Origin of the sequence: Streptomyces sp. Qhu_M48 (genome assembly GCF_051305195.1) — a bacterium.
In the GTDB taxonomy this organism is placed as follows: Bacteria; Actinomycetota; Actinomycetes; order Streptomycetales; family Streptomycetaceae; genus Streptomyces.
In genome coordinates, this window is sequence record NZ_CP195432.1 from 290,298 (window position 1) to 311,169 (window position 20,872).

Consider the following 20,872-nt stretch of genomic DNA (forward strand, 5'->3'; position numbering starts at 1 on the left):
AGGAGCGCGAAACGCTGGCGTAGCATGACCAGAAATCGTCCGGTACCCGCCGAGGACTGGAACGGAAGGCCGTCCCACCGTGAACGCACCAGCAGCGCCAGAGCCCCGAGCCGAGGACCGACCCGCCCGACTCACCGTCGGAGTCGTCGGCGCGGGCCGCGTGGGCCCCGCCCTCGCCGCCGCCCTCCGGCTCGCCGGGCACCGCCCCGTCGCCGTCTCCGCGGTCTCCGACGCCTCCCGGCGCCGCGCCGCCGCCCTCCTGCCCGAGGTCCCCGTCGTCGAGCCCGCGCGCGTCCTCGCCCTCGCCGACCTCGTGCTCCTCACCGTGCCGGACGACGCCCTGCCCGGTCTGGTCGAGGGCCTCGCCGACACCGGGGCCGTACGTCCGGGGCAGCTGATCGTTCACACCTCCGGGCGGTACGGGGCGCGGGTCCTGGACCCCGTGCGGCGGGCCGGCGCGCTGCCGCTCGCCCTGCACCCCGCCATGACCTTCACCGGCACCCCCGTCGACGTCCAGCGGCTCGCCGGCTGCTCCTTCGGGGTGACCGCGCCCGAGGAGCTGCGGCTGGCCGCCGAGGCCCTGGTGATCGAGATGGGCGGCGAGCCCGAGTGGATCGCCGAGGAGGCCCGCCCGCTCTACCACGCGGCTCTCGCCCTCGGCGCGAACCACCTGGTCACCCTGGTCGCCCAGTCGATGGAGCTGCTGCACAAGGCCGGGGTCGCCGCCCCCGACCGGATGCTGGGCCCGCTCCTCGGCGCCGCCCTGGACAACGCCCTGCGGTCCGGGGACGCCGCCCTCACCGGGCCCGTCGCGCGCGGTGACGCCGGTACGGTCGCCGCCCACGTCGCCGAGTTGCGCAAGCACGCGCCCGGCACCGTCGCCGGGTACCTGGCGATGGCCCGCACGACCGCGGACCGGGCGCTCGCGCACGGTCTGCTCAAGCCCGAGCTGGCCCAGGACCTGCTGGGGGTGCTCGCCGAGACACCGGCGGGCGCGACCGGCACCACCGGAGCCGCCGACGGGCCGCAAGGAGACGACCGATGAGCCTGTTCGCCCGGGACCGCGCCGACACCGCGCGACCCGTCCGCCACCAGCCGGCCGAGCTCCTGCGCACGGCCGAGGACCTCGCGGACGCCGTAGCCCGCTTCGGCGCCCCCGGCTCCACCGCCGTGGTCATGACCATGGGCGCCCTCCACGAGGGCCACGCCACCCTGGTCCGGGCCGCACGCGCGCGCGTGGGCCGGAAGGGCCTCGTCGTCGTCACCGTCTTCGTCAACCCGCTCCAGTTCGGAGCGGGCGAGGACCTCGACCGCTACCCGCGCACCCTCGACGCCGACCTGGAGCTCGCCTTCGACGCGGGCGCGAGCGTCGTGTTCGCGCCCTCCGTCGACGAGGTCTACCCCGGCGGGGAGCCCCAGGTCCGGATCACCGCCGGCCCCATGGGCGAGCTGCTCGAAGGCGCCTCCCGGCCGGGTCACTTCGACGGCATGCTCACCGTCGTCGCCAAGCTGCTCCACCTCACCGCCCCCGACCTGGCCTTCTTCGGCCAGAAGGACGCCCAGCAGCTGGCCCTGATCCGTCGCATGGCCCGCGACCTGAACTTCCCGGTCGAGATCGTCGGCGTGGAGACCGTCCGCGAGGGCGACGGCCTGGCCCTCTCCAGCCGCAACCGCTACCTGTCGGCCGGGGAGCGCCGTACGGCCCTGGCGCTGTCCGGCGCCCTGTTCGCCGCCGGCGACCGGCTCGCCGCCCAGGAGGCGCTGCGCGCCCGTGCCGAGGCCCTGCCCGGCACCCAGAACCGTGCCGCCGCGCTCTCCCGGCTCGGCGAGGCCCGGGCCGCCGCCGACGCCCACGCGGTCGCGCAGGCGGCCGACCGCGGCGGCGCCGAGGCCGTGCGCGCCGCGGCCCGCGCCGTCCTCGACGACGCGGCGAAGGCCGAGCCGCCGCTCGTCCTCGACTACCTGGCCCTGGTGGACCCGGCCGACTTCACCGAGGTCGCCGACGACCACGACGGGGAGGCGATCCTCGCCGTCGCCGCGCGCGTGGGGAGCACGCGGCTCATCGACAACATCCCCCTGACCTTCGGAGCCACCCCGTGACCGGAATACGGCTGCACGCCCCCGCACCCGGCTGGGCCATCGACGCCGACGTCGTCGTGGTCGGCTCCGGCGTCGCCGGTCTCACCGCCGCCCTGCGCTGCACCGCGGCCGGGCTCCGCGCGGTCGTCGTCACCAAGGCCCGGCTCGACGACGGCTCCACCCGCTGGGCCCAGGGCGGCATCGCCGCCGCGCTCGGCGAGGGCGACACCCCCGAGCAGCACCTCGACGACACTCTCGTCGCGGGTGCCGGGCTCTGCGACGAGCGGGCCGTGCGCGCCCTCGTCACCGAGGGACCGGACGCCGTCCGCCGGCTGATCGCGACCGGCGCCGACTTCGACAAGACCGCCGACGGCGAGATCGCGCTGACCCGCGAGGGCGGCCACCACCGCCGCCGGATCGCCCACGCGGGCGGGGACGCCACCGGCGCCGAGATCTCCCGCGCCCTGGTCGAGGCGATACGGGACGAGGGCGTGCGCACCATCGAGCACGCCCTCGTCCTGGACCTCCTGACGGACGCCGAGGGCCGTACGGCCGGCGTCACCCTGCACGTCATGGGGGAGGGGCAGCACGACGGCGTCGGCGCCGTCCACGCCCCCGCGGTGGTCCTCGCGACCGGCGGCATGGGCCAGGTCTTCTCGGCCACCACCAACCCGGCCGTCTCCACCGGCGACGGCGTCGCGCTCGCCCTGCGGGCCGGTGCCGAGGTCTCCGACCTCGAGTTCGTCCAGTTCCACCCCACCGTGCTCTTCCTAGGCGCCGGCTCCGAGGGCCAGCAGCCGCTGGTCTCCGAGGCGGTACGGGGAGAGGGCGCCCACCTGGTCGACGCCGACGGGGTCCGCTTCATGACCGGGCAGCACGAGCTGGCCGAGCTGGCGCCCCGGGACATCGTCGCCAAGGCGATCATGCGCCGGATGCAGGAGCAGGGCACCGAGCACATGTACCTCGACGCCCGCCACTTCGGCGCCGAGATGTGGGAGCAGCGCTTCCCGACGATCCTGGCCGCCTGCCGCTCCCACGGCATCGACCCGGTGACGGAGCCGATCCCGGTCGCCCCCGCCGCCCACTACGCCTCCGGCGGCGTCCGTACGGACCTGCGCGGCCACACCACCGTCCCCGGCCTGTACGCGTGCGGCGAGGTCGCCTGTACGGGCGTCCACGGCGCCAACCGGCTCGCCTCGAACTCGCTCCTCGAAGGCCTGGTCTTCGCCGAGCGGATCGCCGAGGACATCATCTCGGCCGCCCCGCGCGTGCCCGGCGCCCCGGTGCCGCACCCGGCCCCGGTGACCCTGCCGCTGCCCGTGGCCGGCGCCCGGACCCGTATCCAGCGGACCATGACGGCCGGCGCGGGCGTGCTGCGCTCCGAGGCCAGCCTGCGGGAGGCCGCCGAGGCCCTCGACGCCCTGCACGGCGACGCCCTCGCGGGCGGCGACGACGACGCCAAGGCCGGCGAGCCGGGTGTGGACGCCTGGGAGACCACCAACCTGCTGTGCGTCGCCCGGGTCCTGGTCACCGCCGCCCGCCGCCGCGAGGAGACCCGCGGCTGCCACTGGCGCGAGGACCACCCGGACCGCGACGACGCGGAGTGGCGCCGCCATCTCGTCGTACGCCTCACGCCGGAGCGGACCCTCGACGTCCGGACGACCGCCACGCACGACCTTCCCCCCACCTCCGATGCCCCCAGGGAGCCGTAAGTGACCACGCCCGAGGAAGCCCGTCCGCAGCCCGTGGACGTCCCTCTGATCCAGATCAGCGCCCCTTCGGCGTCCTCCGCGTCTCCCGAGGGGGACGCAGGTGGCTGCGGCGACGGCTGTGGCTGCGGCGGCGGTGAGGAGTTCGAGTGCGGGCTCGACCCCGCGCTCGCCGAGCTCCTCGCGGACGCCGGTCTCGACCCCGTACAGGTCGAGGACATCGCCCACCTCGCGATCGCCGAGGACCTCGACGGCGGCGTCGACGTGACGACCGTCGCGACCGTCCCGGAGGACGCCGTCGCCACCGCCGACTTCACCGCCCGCGAGGCCGGCGTCGTGGCCGGTCTGCGGGTCGCCGAGGCCGTGCTCTCCATCGTCTGCGCGGACGAGTTCGAGGTCGAGCGGCACGTCGAGGACGGCGAGCGCGTCGAGGCCGGGGACGTGCTCCTCAGCGTCACCGCCCGCACCCGCGACCTGCTCACCGGCGAGCGCAGCGCGCTCAACATCCTGTGCCGCCTCTCCGGCATCGCCACCGCCACGCGCGCGTGGGCGGACGTCCTGGAGGGCACGAAGGCCGAGGTCCGCGACACCCGCAAGACGACGCCGGGCCTGCGCGCCCTGGAGAAGTACGCGGTCCGCTGCGGCGGCGGTGTCAACCACCGGATGTCGCTCTCCGACGCGGCCCTGGTGAAGGACAACCACGTGGTGGCGGCCGGCGGCGTCGCCGAGGCCTTCAAGGCCGTGCGCGACCTCTTCCCCGAGCTGCCCATCGAGGTCGAGGTCGACACCCTGTCCCAGGTCTCCGAGGTCCTGGAGGCCGGCGCCGACCTGATCCTGCTGGACAACTTCACCCCGGCCGAGACCGAGGAGGCCGTCGCCCTCGTCGCGGGCCGCGCGGTCCTGGAGTCCTCGGGCCGCCTCACCCTGGAGAACGCGGCGGCGTACGCGGCGACCGGCGTGGACTACCTGGCGGTCGGCGGGCTCACCCACTCCTCCCCGATCCTCGACATCGGCCTCGACCTGCGCGAGGTGCGGGCCTGATGCTGCTCACCATCGACGTCGGCAACACGCACACGGTCCTCGGTCTCTTCGACGGTGACGAGATCGTCGAGCACTGGCGGATCTCCACCGATCCGAGCCGCACCGCCGACGAGATGGCGGTCCTGCTCCAGGGCCTCATGGGCATGCACCCGCTGCTCGGCGTCGAGCTGGGCGACGGCATCGAGGGGATCGCGATCTGCGCGACGGTCCCCTCGGTGCTGCACGAGCTGCGCGAGGTCACGCGGCGGTACTACGGGGACGTTCCGGCGGTCCTTGTGGAGCCGGGCGTCAAGACGGGCGTCCCGGTCCTCACGGACAACCCCAAGGAGGTCGGCGCGGACCGCGTGATCAACGCGGTCGCCGCCGTCGAGCTCTACGGCGGCCCGGCGATCGTCGTCGACTTCGGTACGGCGACGACGTACGACGCGATCACCGCGCGCGGCGAGTACGCGGGCGGGGCGATCGCGCCGGGCATCGAGATCTCGGTGGAGGCGCTCGGCGTCAAGGGCGCCATGCTCCGCAAGATCGAGCTGGCCAGGCCGCGCAGCGTGATCGGCAAGAACACGGTCGAGGCCATGCAGTCGGGCATCGTCTACGGCTACGCGGGCCAGGTCGACGGGGTGGTCGCCCGGATGAAGCGCGAGCTGGCCGGCGCCGGCGGCGACCCCTCGGACGTGACGGTGATCGCGACGGGCGGTCTGGCGCCGATGGTCCTCGCGGACTCCAAGGAGATCGACGAGCACGAGCCGTGGCTGACCCTGATCGGCCTGCGCCTGGTCTACGAGCGCAACGTCTCCCGCATGTGACGCCCCGGGCCCGGGCGACCGTGCGTGACTCCGGGCCCGGGCCGACCGTGCGTGACTGCGTGACTGCGTGACTGCGTGACTGCGCGACTCCGGGCCCGGTGACCAGGTGATGCCCTTGGCCCGGCGGCACCACCGGCCCGGGGCCGCGGGTGGGCCCGGGCCGGCGCCGCAGGTGGCCCGCCCGGCGGGCCGCTCGGCCGTCGGCGCGCCGGAATGATCGCTAAGAGAAAATTGTCCGATTAGCGCGTATCGTCGGCCCATGCCCACGCCATACGGATCCCGCGGCGGCATGGCGTTCAGCGCGGACGAGCTGCGTGTGCTCCGCCGTGCCCTCGCCGTCGCCCTCCACCCCGCCCCCCTCCACGACGAGGACGTCCAGGACGCGCTGCTCCTGGCCGCGTCCGTGGACGAGGCCGTGCGCGAGGCGGGCCGGCTGCGCGCCTTCCTCCTCGCCGACCTGGCCCGCTACCGCGAGGCGCTGCCCGGCTCCCTCAGCGGCTACCTGGAACTCCTCCGGGACGCTCTCGCCGCCGGGTACGACCCCCAGGCCGACGACCTCGCCGCGCTCCGCGCGCTGCGTCGCAACCCGGCGGCCTCGGAACTGCTCGCCCGCTGCCGGATCCTCGCCGAGCGCTCCGTACGCGCGCGCCTGGCCCGGGTCTCCCAGGCCACCGCCACCTCGGCCCCGACCGGCCCCCGGGCCCGGCTGTTCGCGCTGCCCGGCGGGCGGGCGGCGGATGACGAGCCCAAGCCGAACCCGCCGGCCCCGGCCGAGCGTCCGGTGCCCAAGCCCTCCGAGGTGTTCCCGCCGCGCCGGAGGCCCGTACCCCCGCCCCCGCCCGAGGAGCGGGCGGCCGGATAGCTACTCTGGTCGCCATGGAATACGTATCCGCGCTCCTGCCGCCCATCGTGATGGCCGCGTTCTTCACCGCCATCGTCGTCGTCATCGTGAAGACCCAGGGCGGCTCGAACAAGGCCAAGGAGGACGCGGTCGTGGACGCGGCCCTCGCCCGCGCCGAGGCCACCCGCCAGTCGGACGCCACCACCACTTCCTGAACTCCGACCGCCCTCCCGCGGTGCCCGGGACGTACGGCCCTCCGAGGTCGTACGTCCTTTTTGTTGCGTTTCCTTCCGTCAATAGCCTCTTAATGACGCTTTGCGCACTAAAGTGGCGCTGTGCCCCGTCCTTTGGGAGAGCTTGAAGACGCCGTCATGACGCGCGTCTGGCAATGGAACCGTCCGGTGACCGTCCGGGAAGTTCTGGAAGACCTTCAGCAGGAACGGTCCATCGCCTACACCACCGTCATGACCGTGATGGACAATCTCCACCAGAAGGGCTGGGTCCGCAGAGAAGTCGAAGGCCGCGCCTATCGATATACGGCGGTCTCCACCCGCGCCGCATACGCGGCCGCGCTGATGAACGAGGCATGGGCCCAGAGCGACAACCCGGCCGCCGCGCTCGTCGCCTTCTTCGGGATGATGTCGCAGGACCAGCGTGAGGCCCTGAACGACGCCATCCGAATCGTCCAGCGCGACAACCCGCTTCCCGCCCCGCCCGAGGAGGGCGCCGAAGGAACCGGGGCCCAGGAGCGATAGCGTCCCCCCATGTCGACGCCCGCTTCCCCGGCCGCTTCCGCGGCCTCCGCAAAAGCCGTCACCGTACGCAGGGCCCGCACCGGCGATGTCGCCGCGGTCCGTCGTCTCGTCGATCCGTTCGTGCGGCGCGGCATCCTGCTCGACAAGGCGACCGTCACCCTTTACGAGTCCATCCAGGAGTTCTGGGTCGCGGAACGCGACGAGGACGCCACCGTCGTCGGCTGCGGCGCTCTCCATGTGATGTGGGAAGACCTCGCGGAAGTCCGCACTCTCGCCGTCGATCCCGAGTTCAAGGGCGCCGGCGTCGGACATCAGGTGCTGGACAAGTTGTTGCACACCGCCCGTTGGCTCGGTGTGCGGCGGGTATTCTGCCTGACCTTCGAAGTCGACTTCTTCGCGAAGCACGGCTTCGTTGAGATCGGCGAGACCCCGGTCGACGGAGATGTCTACAGCGAGCTCCTGCGTTCCTATGACGAGGGAGTCGCCGAGTTCCTCGGTCTCGAACGAGTGAAGCCGAACACCTTGGGCAACAGCCGGATGCTTCTGCACCTGTGACGCGGAACCCGCGCGGAACGCCGGGGGGAACCCGGCACGGAACCCTATGTCCGAATCGCGCACGTTTCCCGCGTGGCCGGGGTTCTGAACCTCTGCCAGGGGTTTGTGTTTTTCCGGGAAAAGCGGTTTCCTTTCCGCGTACTCCATTTTCTATGAAAGGAAATCCGGTGGCACAGAAGGTTCAGGTCCTTCTTGTCGACGACCTCGACGGCGTCGAGGCGGACGAGACCGTGACGTTCGCGCTGGACGGCAAGACCTACGAGATCGACCTCACCACCGCCAACGCGGAAAAGCTCCGTGACCTGCTCGAGCCGTACACCAAGAGCGGTCGTCGCACCGGTGGCCGCACCACCGGCGGACGCGGCAAGGGCCGCGCCGTGGCGACGGGCAGCCCGGACACCGCGAAGATTCGCGCGTGGGCCAAGGAGAACGGCATGAACGTGAACGACCGTGGTCGCGTTCCCGCCGACATCAAGGCTGCCTACGAGGACGCGAACCGCTGAGGCGACAGCTGCTGAGCCACCGGCCCCCGGGCCCGGGCACTCAGCAGCCGCACCCGATGGCACTCCGCGGCGGCGGCGGCCACGAGACGCACCAGGCAGGGGGCATCCGCATCGCCCCACGGCGCGGACCGCAGCGCCGGCAGCGAGGACTCGACCTCGCGGCCCGGTGCCGGGGCACGCAGCCACACGGCGGCGCCCGGCGCGCCGGATCCGCCCCGCCCCGGGGGAAGGGGCGCGGTCATCCGGCCGTCGGTGCCCAGCGCCGTGAGATCCAGCGAGATCCCGCCCCACTCGAGCCAGTCGAGCAGGCCGGGTAGCTCCTCCGCGCTCCCCGCCGCCACGAGCAGCCGCATCCGGTGCCCGCGCAGGGCCACCGGACCCGTGGCGGGGCCCATCCGGTTCAGCACGCCGTGGCCGGCCGTGGCGGGCAGATCCAGGACGTCGAAGCGCAGCCCCGTGACGAGCCGCACCGGCGGGCCGGCCACCGTCGCCCAGCCGAGCTCGTTCTCGTACCACCGCGCCAGGCCGCCTTCGAGCGGCGTGCGGGGGAGGGGGACGGTGAAGGCCATACCCGGGGAACTCCCGGGACGGTGCGTTGGTTACGCCCGGGCGGACCGCCGCGGTCACCATCGGTCCCCGTCCGAACGCGCAAGGTGTCCGTGATGGGGTGTACGAGTGCATTCGGCAGCGCAAGGGTGTTCGCTGGTAGCGGAGGGAACCGGGGTGCGCCGCATGGAGTGTCAGTCCTTACGGGTAAGACATTCCTAGTGGAGAGGGGCGACTCGTCGGCTTCGGCGTCTCACGTTCGCCATCGGCGTACTGAAGACGCGGCTAACTACTTGGCCTGCGGGAACATCGTCTCGCACCATCGGGTTGGAGCATTTGTCGGCTGTTCTGCAGCAGGTCTCCCCGCGGAAGAGGGGGTGATCCGGACGGATGTCGGCAGTTGGAATGAGCGGTCCCCGCTTGCGGGACTAAGCTGCGGAAGGACAGGGAGGGGATCGACCCCTAACTGACTGACCGCTCTGAGGAGCGATTAACGATGTTCGAGAGGTTCACCGACCGCGCGCGGCGGGTTGTCGTCCTGGCTCAGGAAGAAGCCCGGATGCTCAACCACAACTACATCGGCACCGAGCACATCCTTCTGGGCCTTATCCACGAGGGTGAGGGTGTCGCCGCTAAGGCCCTGGAGAGCCTCGGGATTTCGCTCGAGGCGGTCCGCCAGCAGGTGGAGGAGATCATCGGGCAGGGGCAGCAGGCCCCGTCCGGGCACATCCCCTTCACCCCTCGCGCCAAGAAGGTCCTGGAGCTCTCGCTCCGTGAGGCCCTCCAGCTCGGCCACAACTACATCGGCACCGAGCACATCCTGCTCGGCCTGATCCGCGAGGGCGAGGGCGTCGCCGCCCAGGTCCTCGTGAAGCTGGGCGCCGACCTCAACCGGGTGCGGCAGCAGGTCATCCAGCTGCTCTCCGGTTACCAGGGCAAGGAAGCCGCCACCGCCGGCGGGCCTGCCGAGGGCACCCCCTCGACGTCCCTGGTCCTCGACCAGTTCGGCCGCAACCTCACCCAGGCGGCCCGCGAATCCAAGCTCGACCCGGTCATCGGGCGCGAGAAGGAGATCGAGCGGGTCATGCAGGTGCTGTCCCGCCGCACCAAGAACAACCCGGTGCTCATCGGCGAGCCCGGCGTCGGCAAGACCGCCGTCGTCGAGGGCTTGGCGCAGGCCATCGTCAAGGGCGAGGTGCCCGAGACCCTCAAGGACAAGCACCTCTACACCCTGGACCTCGGCGCGCTGGTCGCCGGCTCCCGCTACCGCGGTGACTTCGAGGAGCGCCTGAAGAAGGTCCTCAAGGAGATCCGCACCCGCGGCGACATCATCCTGTTCATCGACGAGCTCCACACCCTCGTGGGTGCGGGCGCCGCCGAGGGCGCGATCGACGCCGCCAGCATCCTCAAGCCGATGCTGGCCCGCGGTGAGCTCCAGACCATCGGCGCCACCACGCTCGACGAGTACCGGAAGTACCTGGAGAAGGACGCGGCCCTCGAGCGCCGCTTCCAGCCCATCCAGGTCGCCGAGCCGTCGCTGCCGCACACCATCGAGATCCTCAAGGGTCTGCGCGACCGGTACGAGGCCCACCACCGGGTCTCCATCACCGACGAGGCCCTCGTCCAGGCCGCGACCCTGGCCGACCGGTACATCTCGGACCGCTTCCTCCCGGACAAGGCGATCGACCTGATCGACGAGGCCGGCTCCCGGATGCGCATCCGCCGGATGACCGCGCCGCCGGACCTCCGCGAGTTCGACGAGAAGATCGCCGGCGTCCGCCGCGACAAGGAGTCCGCGATCGACTCGCAGGACTTCGAGAAGGCCGCGTCGCTCCGTGACAAGGAGAAGCAGCTCCTCGCCGCGAAGGCCAAGCGCGAGAAGGAGTGGAAGGCCGGCGACATGGACGTCGTGGCCGAGGTCGACGGCGATCTGATCGCCGAGGTCCTCGCCACCGCCACCGGCATCCCGGTCTTCAAGCTGACCGAGGAGGAGTCCAGCCGCCTGCTCCGCATGGAGGACGAGCTCCACAAGCGCGTCATCGGGCAGAAGGACGCCGTCATCGGCCTCTCGCGGGCCATCCGCCGTACGCGGGCCGGCCTGAAGGACCCGAAGCGCCCCGGTGGCTCGTTCATCTTCGCCGGTCCGTCCGGTGTCGGTAAGACCGAGCTCTCGAAGGCCCTCGCCGAATTCCTCTTCGGCGACGAGGACGCGATGATCTCCCTCGACATGTCGGAGTTCAGCGAGAAGCACACGGTTTCCCGTCTCTTCGGTTCGCCGCCCGGATACGTCGGCTACGAAGAGGGCGGCCAGCTCACCGAGAAGGTGCGCCGCAAGCCGTTCTCCGTCGTCCTCTTCGACGAGGTCGAGAAGGCCCACCCCGATATCTTCAATTCCCTTCTCCAGATCCTGGAGGACGGTCGCCTGACCGACTCCCAGGGCCGGGTCGTGGACTTCAAGAACACGGTCATCATCATGACCACCAACCTCGGGACCAGGGACATCTCGAAGGGCTTCAACCTGGGCTTCGCGGCCCAGGGCGACACGAAGTCCAACTACGAGCGGATGAAGGCGAAGGTCAGCGACGAGCTGAAGCAGCACTTCCGCCCGGAGTTCCTCAACCGTGTGGACGACATCATCGTCTTCCCGCAGCTGACGCAGGACGACATCCTCCAGATCGTCGACCTGATGATCGGCCGCGTCGACGAGCGCCTGAAGGACCGGGACATGGGCCTCGAGCTCTCCCCGTCCGCGAAGGAGCTGCTCGCCAAGAAGGGTTACGACCCGGTGATGGGCGCCCGGCCGCTGCGCCGGACGATCCAGCGCGAGATCGAGGACACCCTGTCGGAGAAGATCCTCTTCGGCGAGCTGCGCCCCGGTCACATCGTGGTCGTGGACACGGAGGGCGAGGGCGAGGAGCGTGCCTTCACCTTCCGCGGCGAGGAGAAGACGGCTCTGCCGGACGCCCCGCCGATCGAGGCGACGGGCGGCACGGGCCCGAACCTGTCGAAGGACGCGTAAGCGTCCGACGGGCGTGACTGAGCGATGAGGGGCGGCCCCGGAACCTGACGGTTCCGGGGCCGCCCCTCTCGCGTGCGGGTCAGGTGCGGACCGTGACGGTGGGGGCGAGGTGTTCGGTGCCGGTGACCTGGGCGCCGAGGGCGATCACCATGGAGAGTTGAGGCAGGGACGCCAGGGGTGTGAGGTCTACCGCCTCGGTGTCGCCCAGAAGGAACAGATGGTTCAGGCCAGGGAAGGCCCGTGGAACGGCGTCCAGCGGCACGGACGTGCCCCTGCCGGTCAGGGTCAGGAACGTCGTCCGCGGCAACCTCAGCGACTCCGGGACGCTTCTCATGCCCCTCGCGCTCACGAAGAGATCTCCGAGCTCGTTCATGGCGGCCATCGCGTCCCAGTCCTCCTCGGACAGATGCACGGAACCGCTGATGTCCAGCGAAGTCAGGCCAGGCAGGTGACGGAGGAAGCCGAGTCCCTCATCGGGGCGCCCGGACAGTGTCAGGCCCTTGAGCTGGTTCCGGGCAAGGAAGGGGCTCAGGAGCCCGACGAGGCTCCCCACGACCCGGAGGTGCTGCGCGCCTTCGATCGTCTCGCGCAGCAGGGCCATGCCGTCGTGTGTCAGGCCGGCCCGTAGGTCGAGCCTTGTCGGGCGCATTCCGAGGCGTACGATCTCGGCGGCCTGCTCGTCCGACCCGAGCGTGAAGTTGAGCCGGGTCGGGTCGAGTCGGGCGATGATCTCTTCCGCGTACCGCACGGTCTCGAACCGCGACCACCCCCACATCAGCTGGGAGCGGACGCTCAAGGAGGTGTGATCCGCGAACCGGGCGAGATACGGCAGGGCCGCGTCGTCCGTGACGTGGGTCGCCGTGGTCGTCACCCCCAGCGCCGCCTTGTCATCCAGACCCTCCGGCCCCGGCAGCAGGTCCAGGACCGCCCGTCCGACCGACGCCAGCTCCCGCGCCTCCTCCGGGTCGCGCGGCGGAATCACTTCTCCCGTCCGCGCCAGAATCCGCTCCCGGATCTCCGGTGCCACCTCTGTCGCGTGGTCCAGGGCCGTCGCCGCCACCACCAGCACGCGGAGCTGCGTGCGGCGGTCCGGTGCCGCGTCCGCCGCCTTCAGGAGCTCCTCGAAGATCTCGGCGCACTCGCGGGGCCGCGCGTGTCCCACGGCCATGCGGATGACGTCCTCCCACTGGTCGTCCGCCGCGTGTCGGACCAGGACCCCGATGTCCCACCGGTCCACGAGCGCCTTCGCCGCCAGGTAGTCCTGGAAGGTGCGGTGGACGAAGTCGACGGTGTCCGCGGTCGGCTCGCGCAGCAGGCCGCTGCGGTGGAGCAGGTGCGTGAAGACCGCGCCCGCCTCGTACCCGGCCGCCTCCGTGATCGCCGGCACCGTCTCCCGTACGACCGACTCCGCGTGCGCGCGGTCCATCGTCGTGCGGCCGTTGAGCGTCAGCCAGTAGGCGAGGCGCTGGATCAGCTGGATCTGCGGGGCGTCCCCCAGCTCGATCCCGTAAGGGGTCCCCATGTCCCGCTCGCGGTCCCGGCGCGAGAGCAGCAGCGAGAGCGCCGCGTCGTACAGCGCCTTGCGGCCGCGCGGCAGGAACCCGCGCCGTCCGTGGTGGAGGGCGCAGATCAGGCCGCACATCAGCGGGTTGGTGGCGAGCTGGGCGACGTCCGCCGTCGTGCGCAGGGCATCGAGGAGGGGCTGTTCGTACGGGGCCGCCTCGGGCCCCGCCGCCCGGTGCCAGCGGCGGACGAAGGTGGCGACCTCGGTGGGGGACATCGGGGCGAGGGTCAGCTCGGCGAAGCCGTCCGGAGCGAGCCAGTCGTCGCGTACGGCGGTCGGGCGGGAGGTCACGAGCCAGCGGTTGCCCTCGTAGGAGTCGAGGAGGTCGCGGAGCCAGCGGCGCGCCCGGTCGCGCTCGGCCTCGGGGATCTCGTCGATGCCGTCGACGAGGACCAGGCCGCGCCCGGCGGCGAGGACCCGGTCGGTCCAGCCGTCGGGCGGGGTGAGCGGGCAGCCGGCGGCGGAGAGGAATCGGTCGGGGGTGGGGAGGCGCTCGCCGTGGCGGGTGAGGGCGCGGAGGGGGAGGACGAAGGGGACGCGGTCGTGGAGGTACGCCATGCCGTCGGCGTTCCTGTGTCCGCCGGTGGCGTCCTCGCGTGCGGCGGAGACCGCCAGCCACTGGACGAGGGTCGTCTTGCCGGAACCGGCCGCTCCGCGCAGGAGCACCTTCTCGTGCCGGGCGAGGACCTGGTCGGCGCGGCCGCCGAGGAGGTCGCTCCGGGGGACGTCGGCAAAGGGGGTGCTGGAGAACCAGGCGACCTCGCCAGGGGCGGCGGGGGCCCGCCTGTCCGCCCGCGCCCGCATCGTGTCCAGGAGGGGCGAGACGTCCGTCCGCTCGTGCCATGGCCCGCCCGTCGTCTCCAGCGACAGGTACGCCACGTCCAGCGGCCACTTCTCCGGTGCGTCCCGGAGGTCCACGCCGTAGATGGTGAGGCGGCCGTGCTTCTTCGCGAGGTGGGCCAGGTAGCGCCGCTCGAACTCCGCGTCCCGGGTGTCCTGGCGCGGCACCCGGCGGAGGGCCTCGTCGACCTTCGCGATCAGCTCGGCCTGGCCTCGGGTCTGCTCGACCAGGCTGCGGGCCACGAAGGTGGAGCGCCGGGTGAAGAACTCCAGGATGTGGAGGCAGGCCCACTCCGTCATCGACTCCAGGTAGAGGAGGGAGTCGGACGCGAGGCCGTCGGGGGCCGGGGCGGCCGCGCGCAGGCCGCGGGCGAGGGCGGTGTGGCCGAGGCGGACCGCCTGCACGTCGTCCATGTCGAGGTCGCCGAGGGCGAGGAGGGTCCGCGCGAGGGTGTCGGTGACGGCCTCGGTCTCGTCGTGGGGGAAGGGAGCCTCTCCCCTCGGGTCGAGCGACCGCTCCACCAGCGCCGCCGCCAGCTTCCGTACGTCCTTCTCCGTCAGCGTGCGCTTCTCACCGCGGAAGGAGACGAGGGAGGAGAGGCGCACGGTGCTCGACGAGCCCGTCAGACCCGCCCCCGGGCCCTCGCTGACCAGCAGTTTCTTCAAAAGTGGGCCGATCGCGGCGGAGGCGAGGCGCGCGCCGATGAGTGCCGGTTCCATATGTGTCCCCCCGTGGGTCCCCGAAGCGGTCAGCGTAGTGCGGGACGGCCTTCCGGGTGGCTCGGTCGAGTGACCCAGATCCCATGGGCGGCCGGTGCCTGGTGACAAGGCGCACAGGGGTTTCGGGCGGTACTAGGCGGAATAGTGGCGACCTTTGGTGGTGAATCGGGACGTTCAGGCCCGAACCGTCGGGACTTTGGTCCCCGACCCTCCCGAACCGGACGCCAGATGGCGTTTTACGCGGTTCCGGCACCTCATGACATGCGGATAAACCGGTTCTCTTATGCCGGTATGTCCGATTTCGAAGGGGGCCTCCGGAGTCGTCAAGGGCTGAACTTCTATGGAGATCGCTACGACGTGATGTCGTAGATGGGGTGTTTTGGGCTGGCCGGGGGTCCGGGTTACCAAGGATGAGCAAGCCCGCCGCGGAGCACCGTTCGCGACGGGTCCCGTACTTCCCGGAGGTTTCCCCCGTATGTCGAAGCGCATGAACCCCGCCGCCCGTGTCACCGTCGTCGCTCTCGCCGCCGCCGGCCTGGGAGCGACGATGGTGACCGGAGCTGGGTCCGCCTTCGCCGCCGAGGGCAAGGCCGTCGCCGCCCCTGTCGCGGTGTCCGCGTCCGCCGCCGTCGCCGCGCAGGCCGACGCCCAGGCCCACGTCGCCGCTCAGGTGAAGGCCGCCGCCGCGAAGGCCACGGCCGCCAAGAAGGTCGCCGCGGTCAAGAAGGTCACCGTCAAGCCGGTCGCGGCCAAGAAGGCCCCGGCGTGGGTCAAGCCGGTCTCCGCCTACACGCTGTCCGCCAGCTACAACCAGGGCGGCGCCATGTGGGCCCACAAGCACTCCGGCCAGGACTTCGCCGTCCCGGTCGGCACCCCGGTCAAGGCCGCGGGTGCGGGCACCGTCGTGAAGGCCGGCCCGAACGGCGGCGGCGACGGCCCCGCGTACGGCAACGCGATCGTCGTCAAGCACGCCAACGGCACGTACTCGCAGTACGCCCACCTGTCGAAGATCAAGGCCAAGCTCGGCCAGAAGGTCATGGCCGGTCAGCAGATCGCCCTCTCGGGCAACACCGGCAACTCCTCCGGCCCCCACCTGCACTTCGAGATCCGTACGACCCCGAACTACGGCTCCGCCGTCAACCCGGCCGCCTTCCTGCGGTCCCACGGCGTCTCCATCTGAGCCGCGTGACCCCTTCCGGTCGGCACCGGCCGCGTGACCCCTTCCGGTCGGCACCGGCCGGGTGACCGCTCGGTCGGCACCGGCCGCGTGACCCCTTCGGTCGGCACCAACTGAATACGACGCCGGATCAGGCCCCGTGGGCCTGATTCAGCAGATCGAGGGCGACCTCGAGGGTGGCCCTGTGCTTCTCCTCGGGGTCGCCCTCGATGTTCTCCATGAAGAACGTGCCCGCGTGCAGGGTGAAGATCGCGCTGACGCAGCGGACCCTGTCCGCCATCGGGAAGTCCGGCTCCTGGACCAGGCCGGTCAGCGTGATCATGCGTTCCTTGAAGGTGAGGCCGACGCTGAGTTCGCGGACCGTGGCCTGGTTCTCCTGCATGAAGCGGAAGAGGGGGGCCGCCGCGCGCAGCGCCACCTGGTAGCGGCGCAGCACCTCCCGCCTGGTCTCCAGGGTGCGGGGCTGCTCCTGGGCCCAGGTGATCAGCTCGTCCATGGGTCGGGTCAGGTCCTCGAAGATCCCGACGAGGATGTCTTCCTTGGTCTTGAAGTGGTAGTAGAGCGCCGCCTTGGTGACGTCGAGGCGTTCCGCGATCTCGCGCAGGGAGGTCTTCTCGTAGCCCTGCTCGGCGAAGAGGTCGAGCGCCACGTCCTGGATGCGCTGGCGGGTGTTGCCTCGGGACATGACTGCCCTCCACTTTCCACAGAACTTACTTGACGACCGGCAAGTTACGGGTCTACCGTCCCCAGTCTAGTAACTAGCCGGGCGGCAAGTAAGGGAAGAGTATGGCGACGCAAGCGACAGAGAAGCCGGCGCGGGGGGAATCGGAGCAGCAGCCACGCAGCGTCCGCGTCGTCCTTCTCGCCCTGATGATCGCGATGCTCCTCGCGATGCTGGACAACATGATCATCGGCACCGCGATGCCGACGATCGTCGGTGAGCTCGGCGGCCTGGAGCACCTCTCCTGGGTCGTCACCGCCTACACCCTGGCCACTGCCGCCTCCACCCCCCTCTGGGGCAAGTTCGGCGACATGTTCGGCCGCAAGGGCGTCTTCCTCACCTCGATCGTGATCTTCCTGATCGGCTCGGCCCTCAGCGGCATGGCCCAGGACATGGGCCAGCTCATCGGCTTCCGTGCCGTCCAGGGCCTCGGCGCCGGCGGCCTCATGGTCGGCGTGATGGCGATCATCGGCGACCTCATCCCGCCCCGTGAGCGCGGCAAGTACCAGGGCATGATGGCCGGCGTGATGGCCCTCGCCATGATCGGCGGCCCCCTCGTCGGCGGCACCATCACCGACCACTGGGGCTGGCGCTGGTCCTTCTACATCAACCTGCCGCTCGGCGTCGTCGCCCTCGCCATGGTCACCACCGTCCTACACCTGCCGAAGAAGCAGCGCGCCACGGGCACCCGGGTCGACTTCCTCGGCGCCGCGCTCCTGACCGTCGGCATCACCGCGATCGTCCTCGTCACCACCTGGGGCGGTACGGAGTACGCCTGGGGCTCGGCCACCATCGTCGCCCTCGCGGTCGGCGGAGCCCTCGCGCTCGCCGCCTTCCTGTGGGTGGAGACCCGCGCGAGCGACCCGATCGTGCCGCTGCACATCTTCCGCAGCCGCAACTTCACCCTGATGTCCCTGATCGGCTTCATCACCGGCTTCGTGATGTTCGGCGCGGTGCTCTACCTGCCGATCTTCCAGCAGTCCGTCCAGGGCGCCTCGGCGACCAACTCCGGTCTGCTGCTCCTGCCGATGCTGTTGTCGATGATGGTCGTCTCGCTGCTCGTCGGCCGCTTCACCACCAGCACCGGCAAGTACAAGATCTTCCCGATCGCGGGCGGCGCCCTCATGACGGTCGGCCTCTTCCTGCTCTCCACGATGGACACCGGCACCTCGCGGCTGACCTCCGGGGTCCACATGGCCGTCCTCGGCGCGGGCATGGGCTTCCTCATGCAGATCACCATGCTGGTCGCGCAGAACAGCGTCGAGATGAAGGACATGGGCGTCGCCTCGTCCTCCACCACCCTCTTCCGGACGCTGGGCTCCTCCTTCGGCGTCGCGATCATGGGCGCGCTCTTCACGAGCCGCGTCCAGGACGAGATGACCGCGCGCGGCGGCTCCGGGTTCACCGAGCGGACGGCGCAGCTCGACGCGGCGAGCCTGGCCAAGCTGCCGGCGACGCTCCGCGAGTCCTACCAGCACGCGGTGGCCTCGGGCACGCACGGCGCCTTCCTGCTCGCCGCCGCGGTCTCCGTCCTCGCCTTCGTCCTCGCCTGGCTGGTCAAGGAGGTGGCGCTCCGCGGCGCCGGACCGGAGACGGCCCCGAAGACGGCCGAGGGCGACGGCACGGCGAAGGTCGCCGAGACGGTCTGACCTCGCGTACGGAGCGGGGCGGTCGGACGTCGCGTACGGAGCGGGGCGGTCGGACGTCGCGTACGGAGCGAGACGGTCGGACGTCGCGTACGGAGCGAGACGGTTCGACGTCGCGCACGAGAGTGGGGCCGGTCCTGCGCACAGGACAGGCCCCACGTCCGTACACCCGCGTCCGTGCTCCCGCGTTCGCCCACCACGTCCGTACACCCGCGTCCGCCCACCCGCGCGCCCCTACACCGGCGGCCGCAGGATCGGGAAGCTCCCCGTGTTCGTCGGCGCGTGGTCCGGCAGCCACAGCACGGCGATGGCGCCGCCGACCCCGTTCGGCGCGCCCTCGGCGGCCACGTTCCGGAAGGTCAGCCGGGCGCCGAGGACCCTCGCCTGGCCGGCCGCGATCGTCAGACCCAGGCCGTGGCCCTGGCCCGCCCGGTCGCTCGTCCCGGTACGGAACCGGCTCGGGCCCTCCTTGAGGAGCGCCTCGGGGAAGCCGGGACCGTGGTCGCGGACCCGGACGACCCGGCCCTCGACGGTGACCTCCACCGGCGGCTTGCCGTGCTTGGCGGCGTTCGCGAGGAGATTGCCCAGGACGCGTTCGAGGCGCCGGGGATCGGTGTTCACCCAGGAGTCGTGGACGACCCGGACGACCACCTCGGGGTCGAGGACCCGCACCCGCCGCTCCACGAACTCGCCGAGCGCGATCTCCTGGAGCTCCGCCCGCTCCGACGCGCTGTCCAGCCGGGCCACCTCCAGGACGTCCTCGACCAGCGTCCGCATGGCCTGCGCCCGGTCGCGGACGAGCTCGGTGGGACGCCCCGGCGGCAGCAGCTCGGCCGCCGTGAGCAGCCCGGTGACGGGGGTGCGCAGCTCGTGCGCGATGTCCGCGGTGACCCGCCGCTCGGCCTCGATCCGCTCGTTGAGGGCGTCGGTCAGGGCGTCGACCGCCCATGCCAGGTCGTCGGTCTCGTCCCGTACGACCCCGCCGACGGCCTCCCTGACCCGCACGTCCGTGTTCCCCTGGGCGACCCGCCCGGCCGCGACGGCGGCCTTCCGCAGCCGCCGCGAGAGCTGGCCGCCGATGAGCACCCCGAGCGCGCAGCCGCCGAAGACCACCGAGACCGAGCCGATGACGAGGGCCCGGTCCAGATCGCTCATGATCGTCGCGCTGCGGTCGGCGAAGGGGATGTGCAGCGAGAGCACGTCGCCGTTGGCGAGCGGCACCGCCGCCCAGACGTCGGGCGGCCCGCCGTGCCGGTGCTCCTGCACGTACGTACCGCGCCGCTTGTCCCGCATCAGCTGGTCGAGCTGGGCGGGCAGCGACGGGTCGTTGATCTTCGTGCCGAAGCGCGGTTCCTTGGGCTTCGCCGTCTCGTACATGCGCTGCGCGAAGAGGAGCCGTTCCATCTGCACCTCGCGCGCGTTGTCGAGCATCGAGATGCGGGCGGCGTTGTGCACGACCACGCTGAGGGTGACCGCGATCAGCGCGCCGACCGCGGCGATGGCGACGGCGATCTTCCAGCGGACCCCGGTACGGAGGGGGAGCAGCTTCATCCGGAACGTGCCCTAGTTCTTGAGCTTGTAGCCGAAGCCGCGGACCGTCTCGATCCTGTCCTGGCCGATCTTGGCGCGCAGCCGCTGCACATGGACGTCGACGACCCGGGTGTCGCCGCCCCAGCCGTAGTCCCAGACCCGCTCCAGGAGCTTGTCCCGGGACAGCACCGTGCCCGGCGCGGAGGAGAACTCCAGGAGCAGCCGCATCTCGGTCGGGGTCAGCGCGACCGGCTCCCCGCCCCTGCGGACCTCCATGCCCTCGGTGTCGACCTCCAGGTCGCCGAAGACGAGGAGCCCGCCGCCGTCCGGCCCGCCCTCCCCGCGCTCGCCGGCACCGGCGCCGCCCGCGTGGCCGAAGCGGCGCAGCACCGCGCGGATACGGGCCATCAGCACGGAACCGTCGAAGGGCTTGGTGACGTAGTCGTCGGCTCCGGCCTCCAGGCCGAGGACGACGTCGATCGAGTCGGCGCGCGCGGACAGCATGATCACCGGAACCGTCGACTCGTCGCGGATGCGACGGCAGAGGCTGACCCCGTCCATGCCCGGCAGCATCACGTCGAGCAGGGCGATGTCCGGCCGCCGCTCCCGGAAGGCGTCGAGGCCGGAGAGGCCGTCGGGCATGGCCGTGACCCGGAAGCCGTCCCGCTCCAGGGCGAGCTGGGTGGCCTCACGGATGACGTCGTCGTCCTCGACGAAGAGGACATGGGTCTCGGCCATCGTGCGTGCCCTTCGGGTCTGTGCGCCGCTTCCGCGTTCGCGGGGTGTACGGCTCGTGGTCTACGGCTCTGGGGTTGGGCGC

Annotated in this window: 18 protein-coding genes; 13 read left to right on the forward strand and 5 right to left on the reverse strand. The window is 71.7% G+C overall.

Translation table 11 applies throughout. The features are described from left to right. The first annotated feature begins 79 nt into the window (after positions 1-79). The 10 genes from ACRRSS_RS01625 (at position 80) to ACRRSS_RS01670 (ending at position 8,289) form a co-directional block, all read left to right on the forward strand. On the forward strand, positions 80-1,045 hold the full coding sequence (locus tag ACRRSS_RS01625; protein WP_435969433.1) for a Rossmann-like and DUF2520 domain-containing protein: 966 nt from the start codon (positions 80-82) through the stop codon (positions 1,043-1,045). Next, the gene (gene panC / locus ACRRSS_RS01630; protein ID WP_435969434.1) at positions 1,042-2,100 is read left to right on the forward strand and encodes a pantoate--beta-alanine ligase; all 1,059 of its coding nucleotides are present in this window, start codon (positions 1,042-1,044) and stop codon (positions 2,098-2,100) included. Before ACRRSS_RS01625 ends, panC begins: the two co-directional genes overlap by 4 nt. Further along, the gene (locus ACRRSS_RS01635) at positions 2,097-3,791 is read left to right on the forward strand and encodes an L-aspartate oxidase (RefSeq protein ID WP_435969435.1); all 1,695 of its coding nucleotides are present in this window, start codon (positions 2,097-2,099) and stop codon (positions 3,789-3,791) included. The genes panC and ACRRSS_RS01635 overlap by 4 nt, the downstream gene beginning before the upstream one ends. Then, positions 3,792-4,829, forward strand: coding sequence for a carboxylating nicotinate-nucleotide diphosphorylase (gene nadC / locus ACRRSS_RS01640; protein WP_435969436.1), 1,038 nt, complete (start codon positions 3,792-3,794; stop codon positions 4,827-4,829). Then, positions 4,829-5,635: a type III pantothenate kinase gene (locus ACRRSS_RS01645; RefSeq protein ID WP_435969437.1), complete on the forward strand. Its 807-nt coding sequence runs from the start codon at positions 4,829-4,831 to the stop codon at positions 5,633-5,635. Before nadC ends, ACRRSS_RS01645 begins: the two co-directional genes overlap by 1 nt. Positions 5,636-5,924: 289 nt before the next feature. Next, positions 5,925-6,497, forward strand: coding sequence for a hypothetical protein (locus ACRRSS_RS01650; RefSeq protein WP_435975222.1), 573 nt, complete (start codon positions 5,925-5,927; stop codon positions 6,495-6,497). A 14-nt stretch (positions 6,498-6,511) separates the two neighbouring features. Further along, the gene (locus ACRRSS_RS01655; protein ID WP_435969438.1) at positions 6,512-6,691 is read left to right on the forward strand and encodes a hypothetical protein; all 180 of its coding nucleotides are present in this window, start codon (positions 6,512-6,514) and stop codon (positions 6,689-6,691) included. Between the two features lie 120 nt (positions 6,692-6,811). Beyond that, the gene (locus tag ACRRSS_RS01660; RefSeq protein ID WP_015034428.1) at positions 6,812-7,231 is read left to right on the forward strand and encodes a BlaI/MecI/CopY family transcriptional regulator; all 420 of its coding nucleotides are present in this window, start codon (positions 6,812-6,814) and stop codon (positions 7,229-7,231) included. A gap of 9 nt (positions 7,232-7,240) precedes the next feature. Next, positions 7,241-7,786 (forward strand): amino-acid N-acetyltransferase, encoded by a 546-nt coding sequence (locus tag ACRRSS_RS01665; RefSeq protein WP_351900956.1) that lies wholly within the window; start codon positions 7,241-7,243, stop codon positions 7,784-7,786. 167 nt (positions 7,787-7,953) lie between these two features. Next, positions 7,954-8,289, forward strand: a complete 336-nt coding sequence (locus ACRRSS_RS01670; protein WP_435969439.1) for a histone-like nucleoid-structuring protein Lsr2 — start codon at positions 7,954-7,956, stop codon at positions 8,287-8,289. On the opposite strand, the gene ACRRSS_RS01675 is transcribed toward ACRRSS_RS01670, so the two are convergent. Further along, complete coding sequence (locus ACRRSS_RS01675) at positions 8,268-8,858, reverse strand: SCO3374 family protein (RefSeq protein ID WP_435969440.1); 591 nt, start codon at positions 8,856-8,858, stop codon at positions 8,268-8,270. The genes ACRRSS_RS01670 and ACRRSS_RS01675 overlap by 22 nt on opposite strands. Before the next feature lie 473 nt (positions 8,859-9,331). Here ACRRSS_RS01675 and ACRRSS_RS01680 point away from each other — a divergent pair, with 473 nt between their 5' ends. Next, positions 9,332-11,854 (forward strand): ATP-dependent Clp protease ATP-binding subunit, encoded by a 2,523-nt coding sequence (locus ACRRSS_RS01680; protein WP_435969441.1) that lies wholly within the window; start codon positions 9,332-9,334, stop codon positions 11,852-11,854. A gap of 79 nt (positions 11,855-11,933) precedes the next feature. On the opposite strand, the gene ACRRSS_RS01685 is transcribed toward ACRRSS_RS01680, so the two are convergent. Beyond that, positions 11,934-14,978 (reverse strand): NACHT domain-containing protein, encoded by a 3,045-nt coding sequence (locus ACRRSS_RS01685; protein WP_435969442.1) that lies wholly within the window; start codon positions 14,976-14,978, stop codon positions 11,934-11,936. Between the two features lie 475 nt (positions 14,979-15,453). On the opposite strand from ACRRSS_RS01685, the gene ACRRSS_RS01690 reads away from it, so the two are divergent. Then, positions 15,454-16,158, forward strand: a complete 705-nt coding sequence (locus ACRRSS_RS01690; protein WP_435969443.1) for a M23 family metallopeptidase — start codon at positions 15,454-15,456, stop codon at positions 16,156-16,158. A gap of 127 nt (positions 16,159-16,285) precedes the next feature. On the opposite strand, the gene ACRRSS_RS01695 is transcribed toward ACRRSS_RS01690, so the two are convergent. Next, on the reverse strand, positions 16,286-16,840 hold the full coding sequence (locus ACRRSS_RS01695) for a TetR/AcrR family transcriptional regulator (protein ID WP_435969444.1): 555 nt from the start codon (positions 16,838-16,840) through the stop codon (positions 16,286-16,288). A gap of 101 nt (positions 16,841-16,941) precedes the next feature. On the opposite strand from ACRRSS_RS01695, the gene ACRRSS_RS01700 reads away from it, so the two are divergent. Continuing rightward, positions 16,942-18,525 (forward strand): MDR family MFS transporter, encoded by a 1,584-nt coding sequence (locus ACRRSS_RS01700; RefSeq protein WP_435969445.1) that lies wholly within the window; start codon positions 16,942-16,944, stop codon positions 18,523-18,525. Between the two features lie 231 nt (positions 18,526-18,756). Here the strand turns inward: ACRRSS_RS01700 and cseC are convergent, their stop codons facing one another. Beyond that, positions 18,757-20,073 carry a two-component system sensor histidine kinase CseC gene (cseC, locus tag ACRRSS_RS01705; protein WP_435969446.1) on the reverse strand — a complete coding sequence of 439 codons (1,317 nt, stop codon included), beginning with the start codon at positions 20,071-20,073 and terminating at the stop codon, positions 18,757-18,759. Between the two features lie 12 nt (positions 20,074-20,085). Continuing rightward, positions 20,086-20,790 (reverse strand): two-component system response regulator CseB, encoded by a 705-nt coding sequence (gene cseB, locus ACRRSS_RS01710; protein ID WP_435969447.1) that lies wholly within the window; start codon positions 20,788-20,790, stop codon positions 20,086-20,088. Positions 20,791-20,872 lie beyond the last annotated feature (82 nt).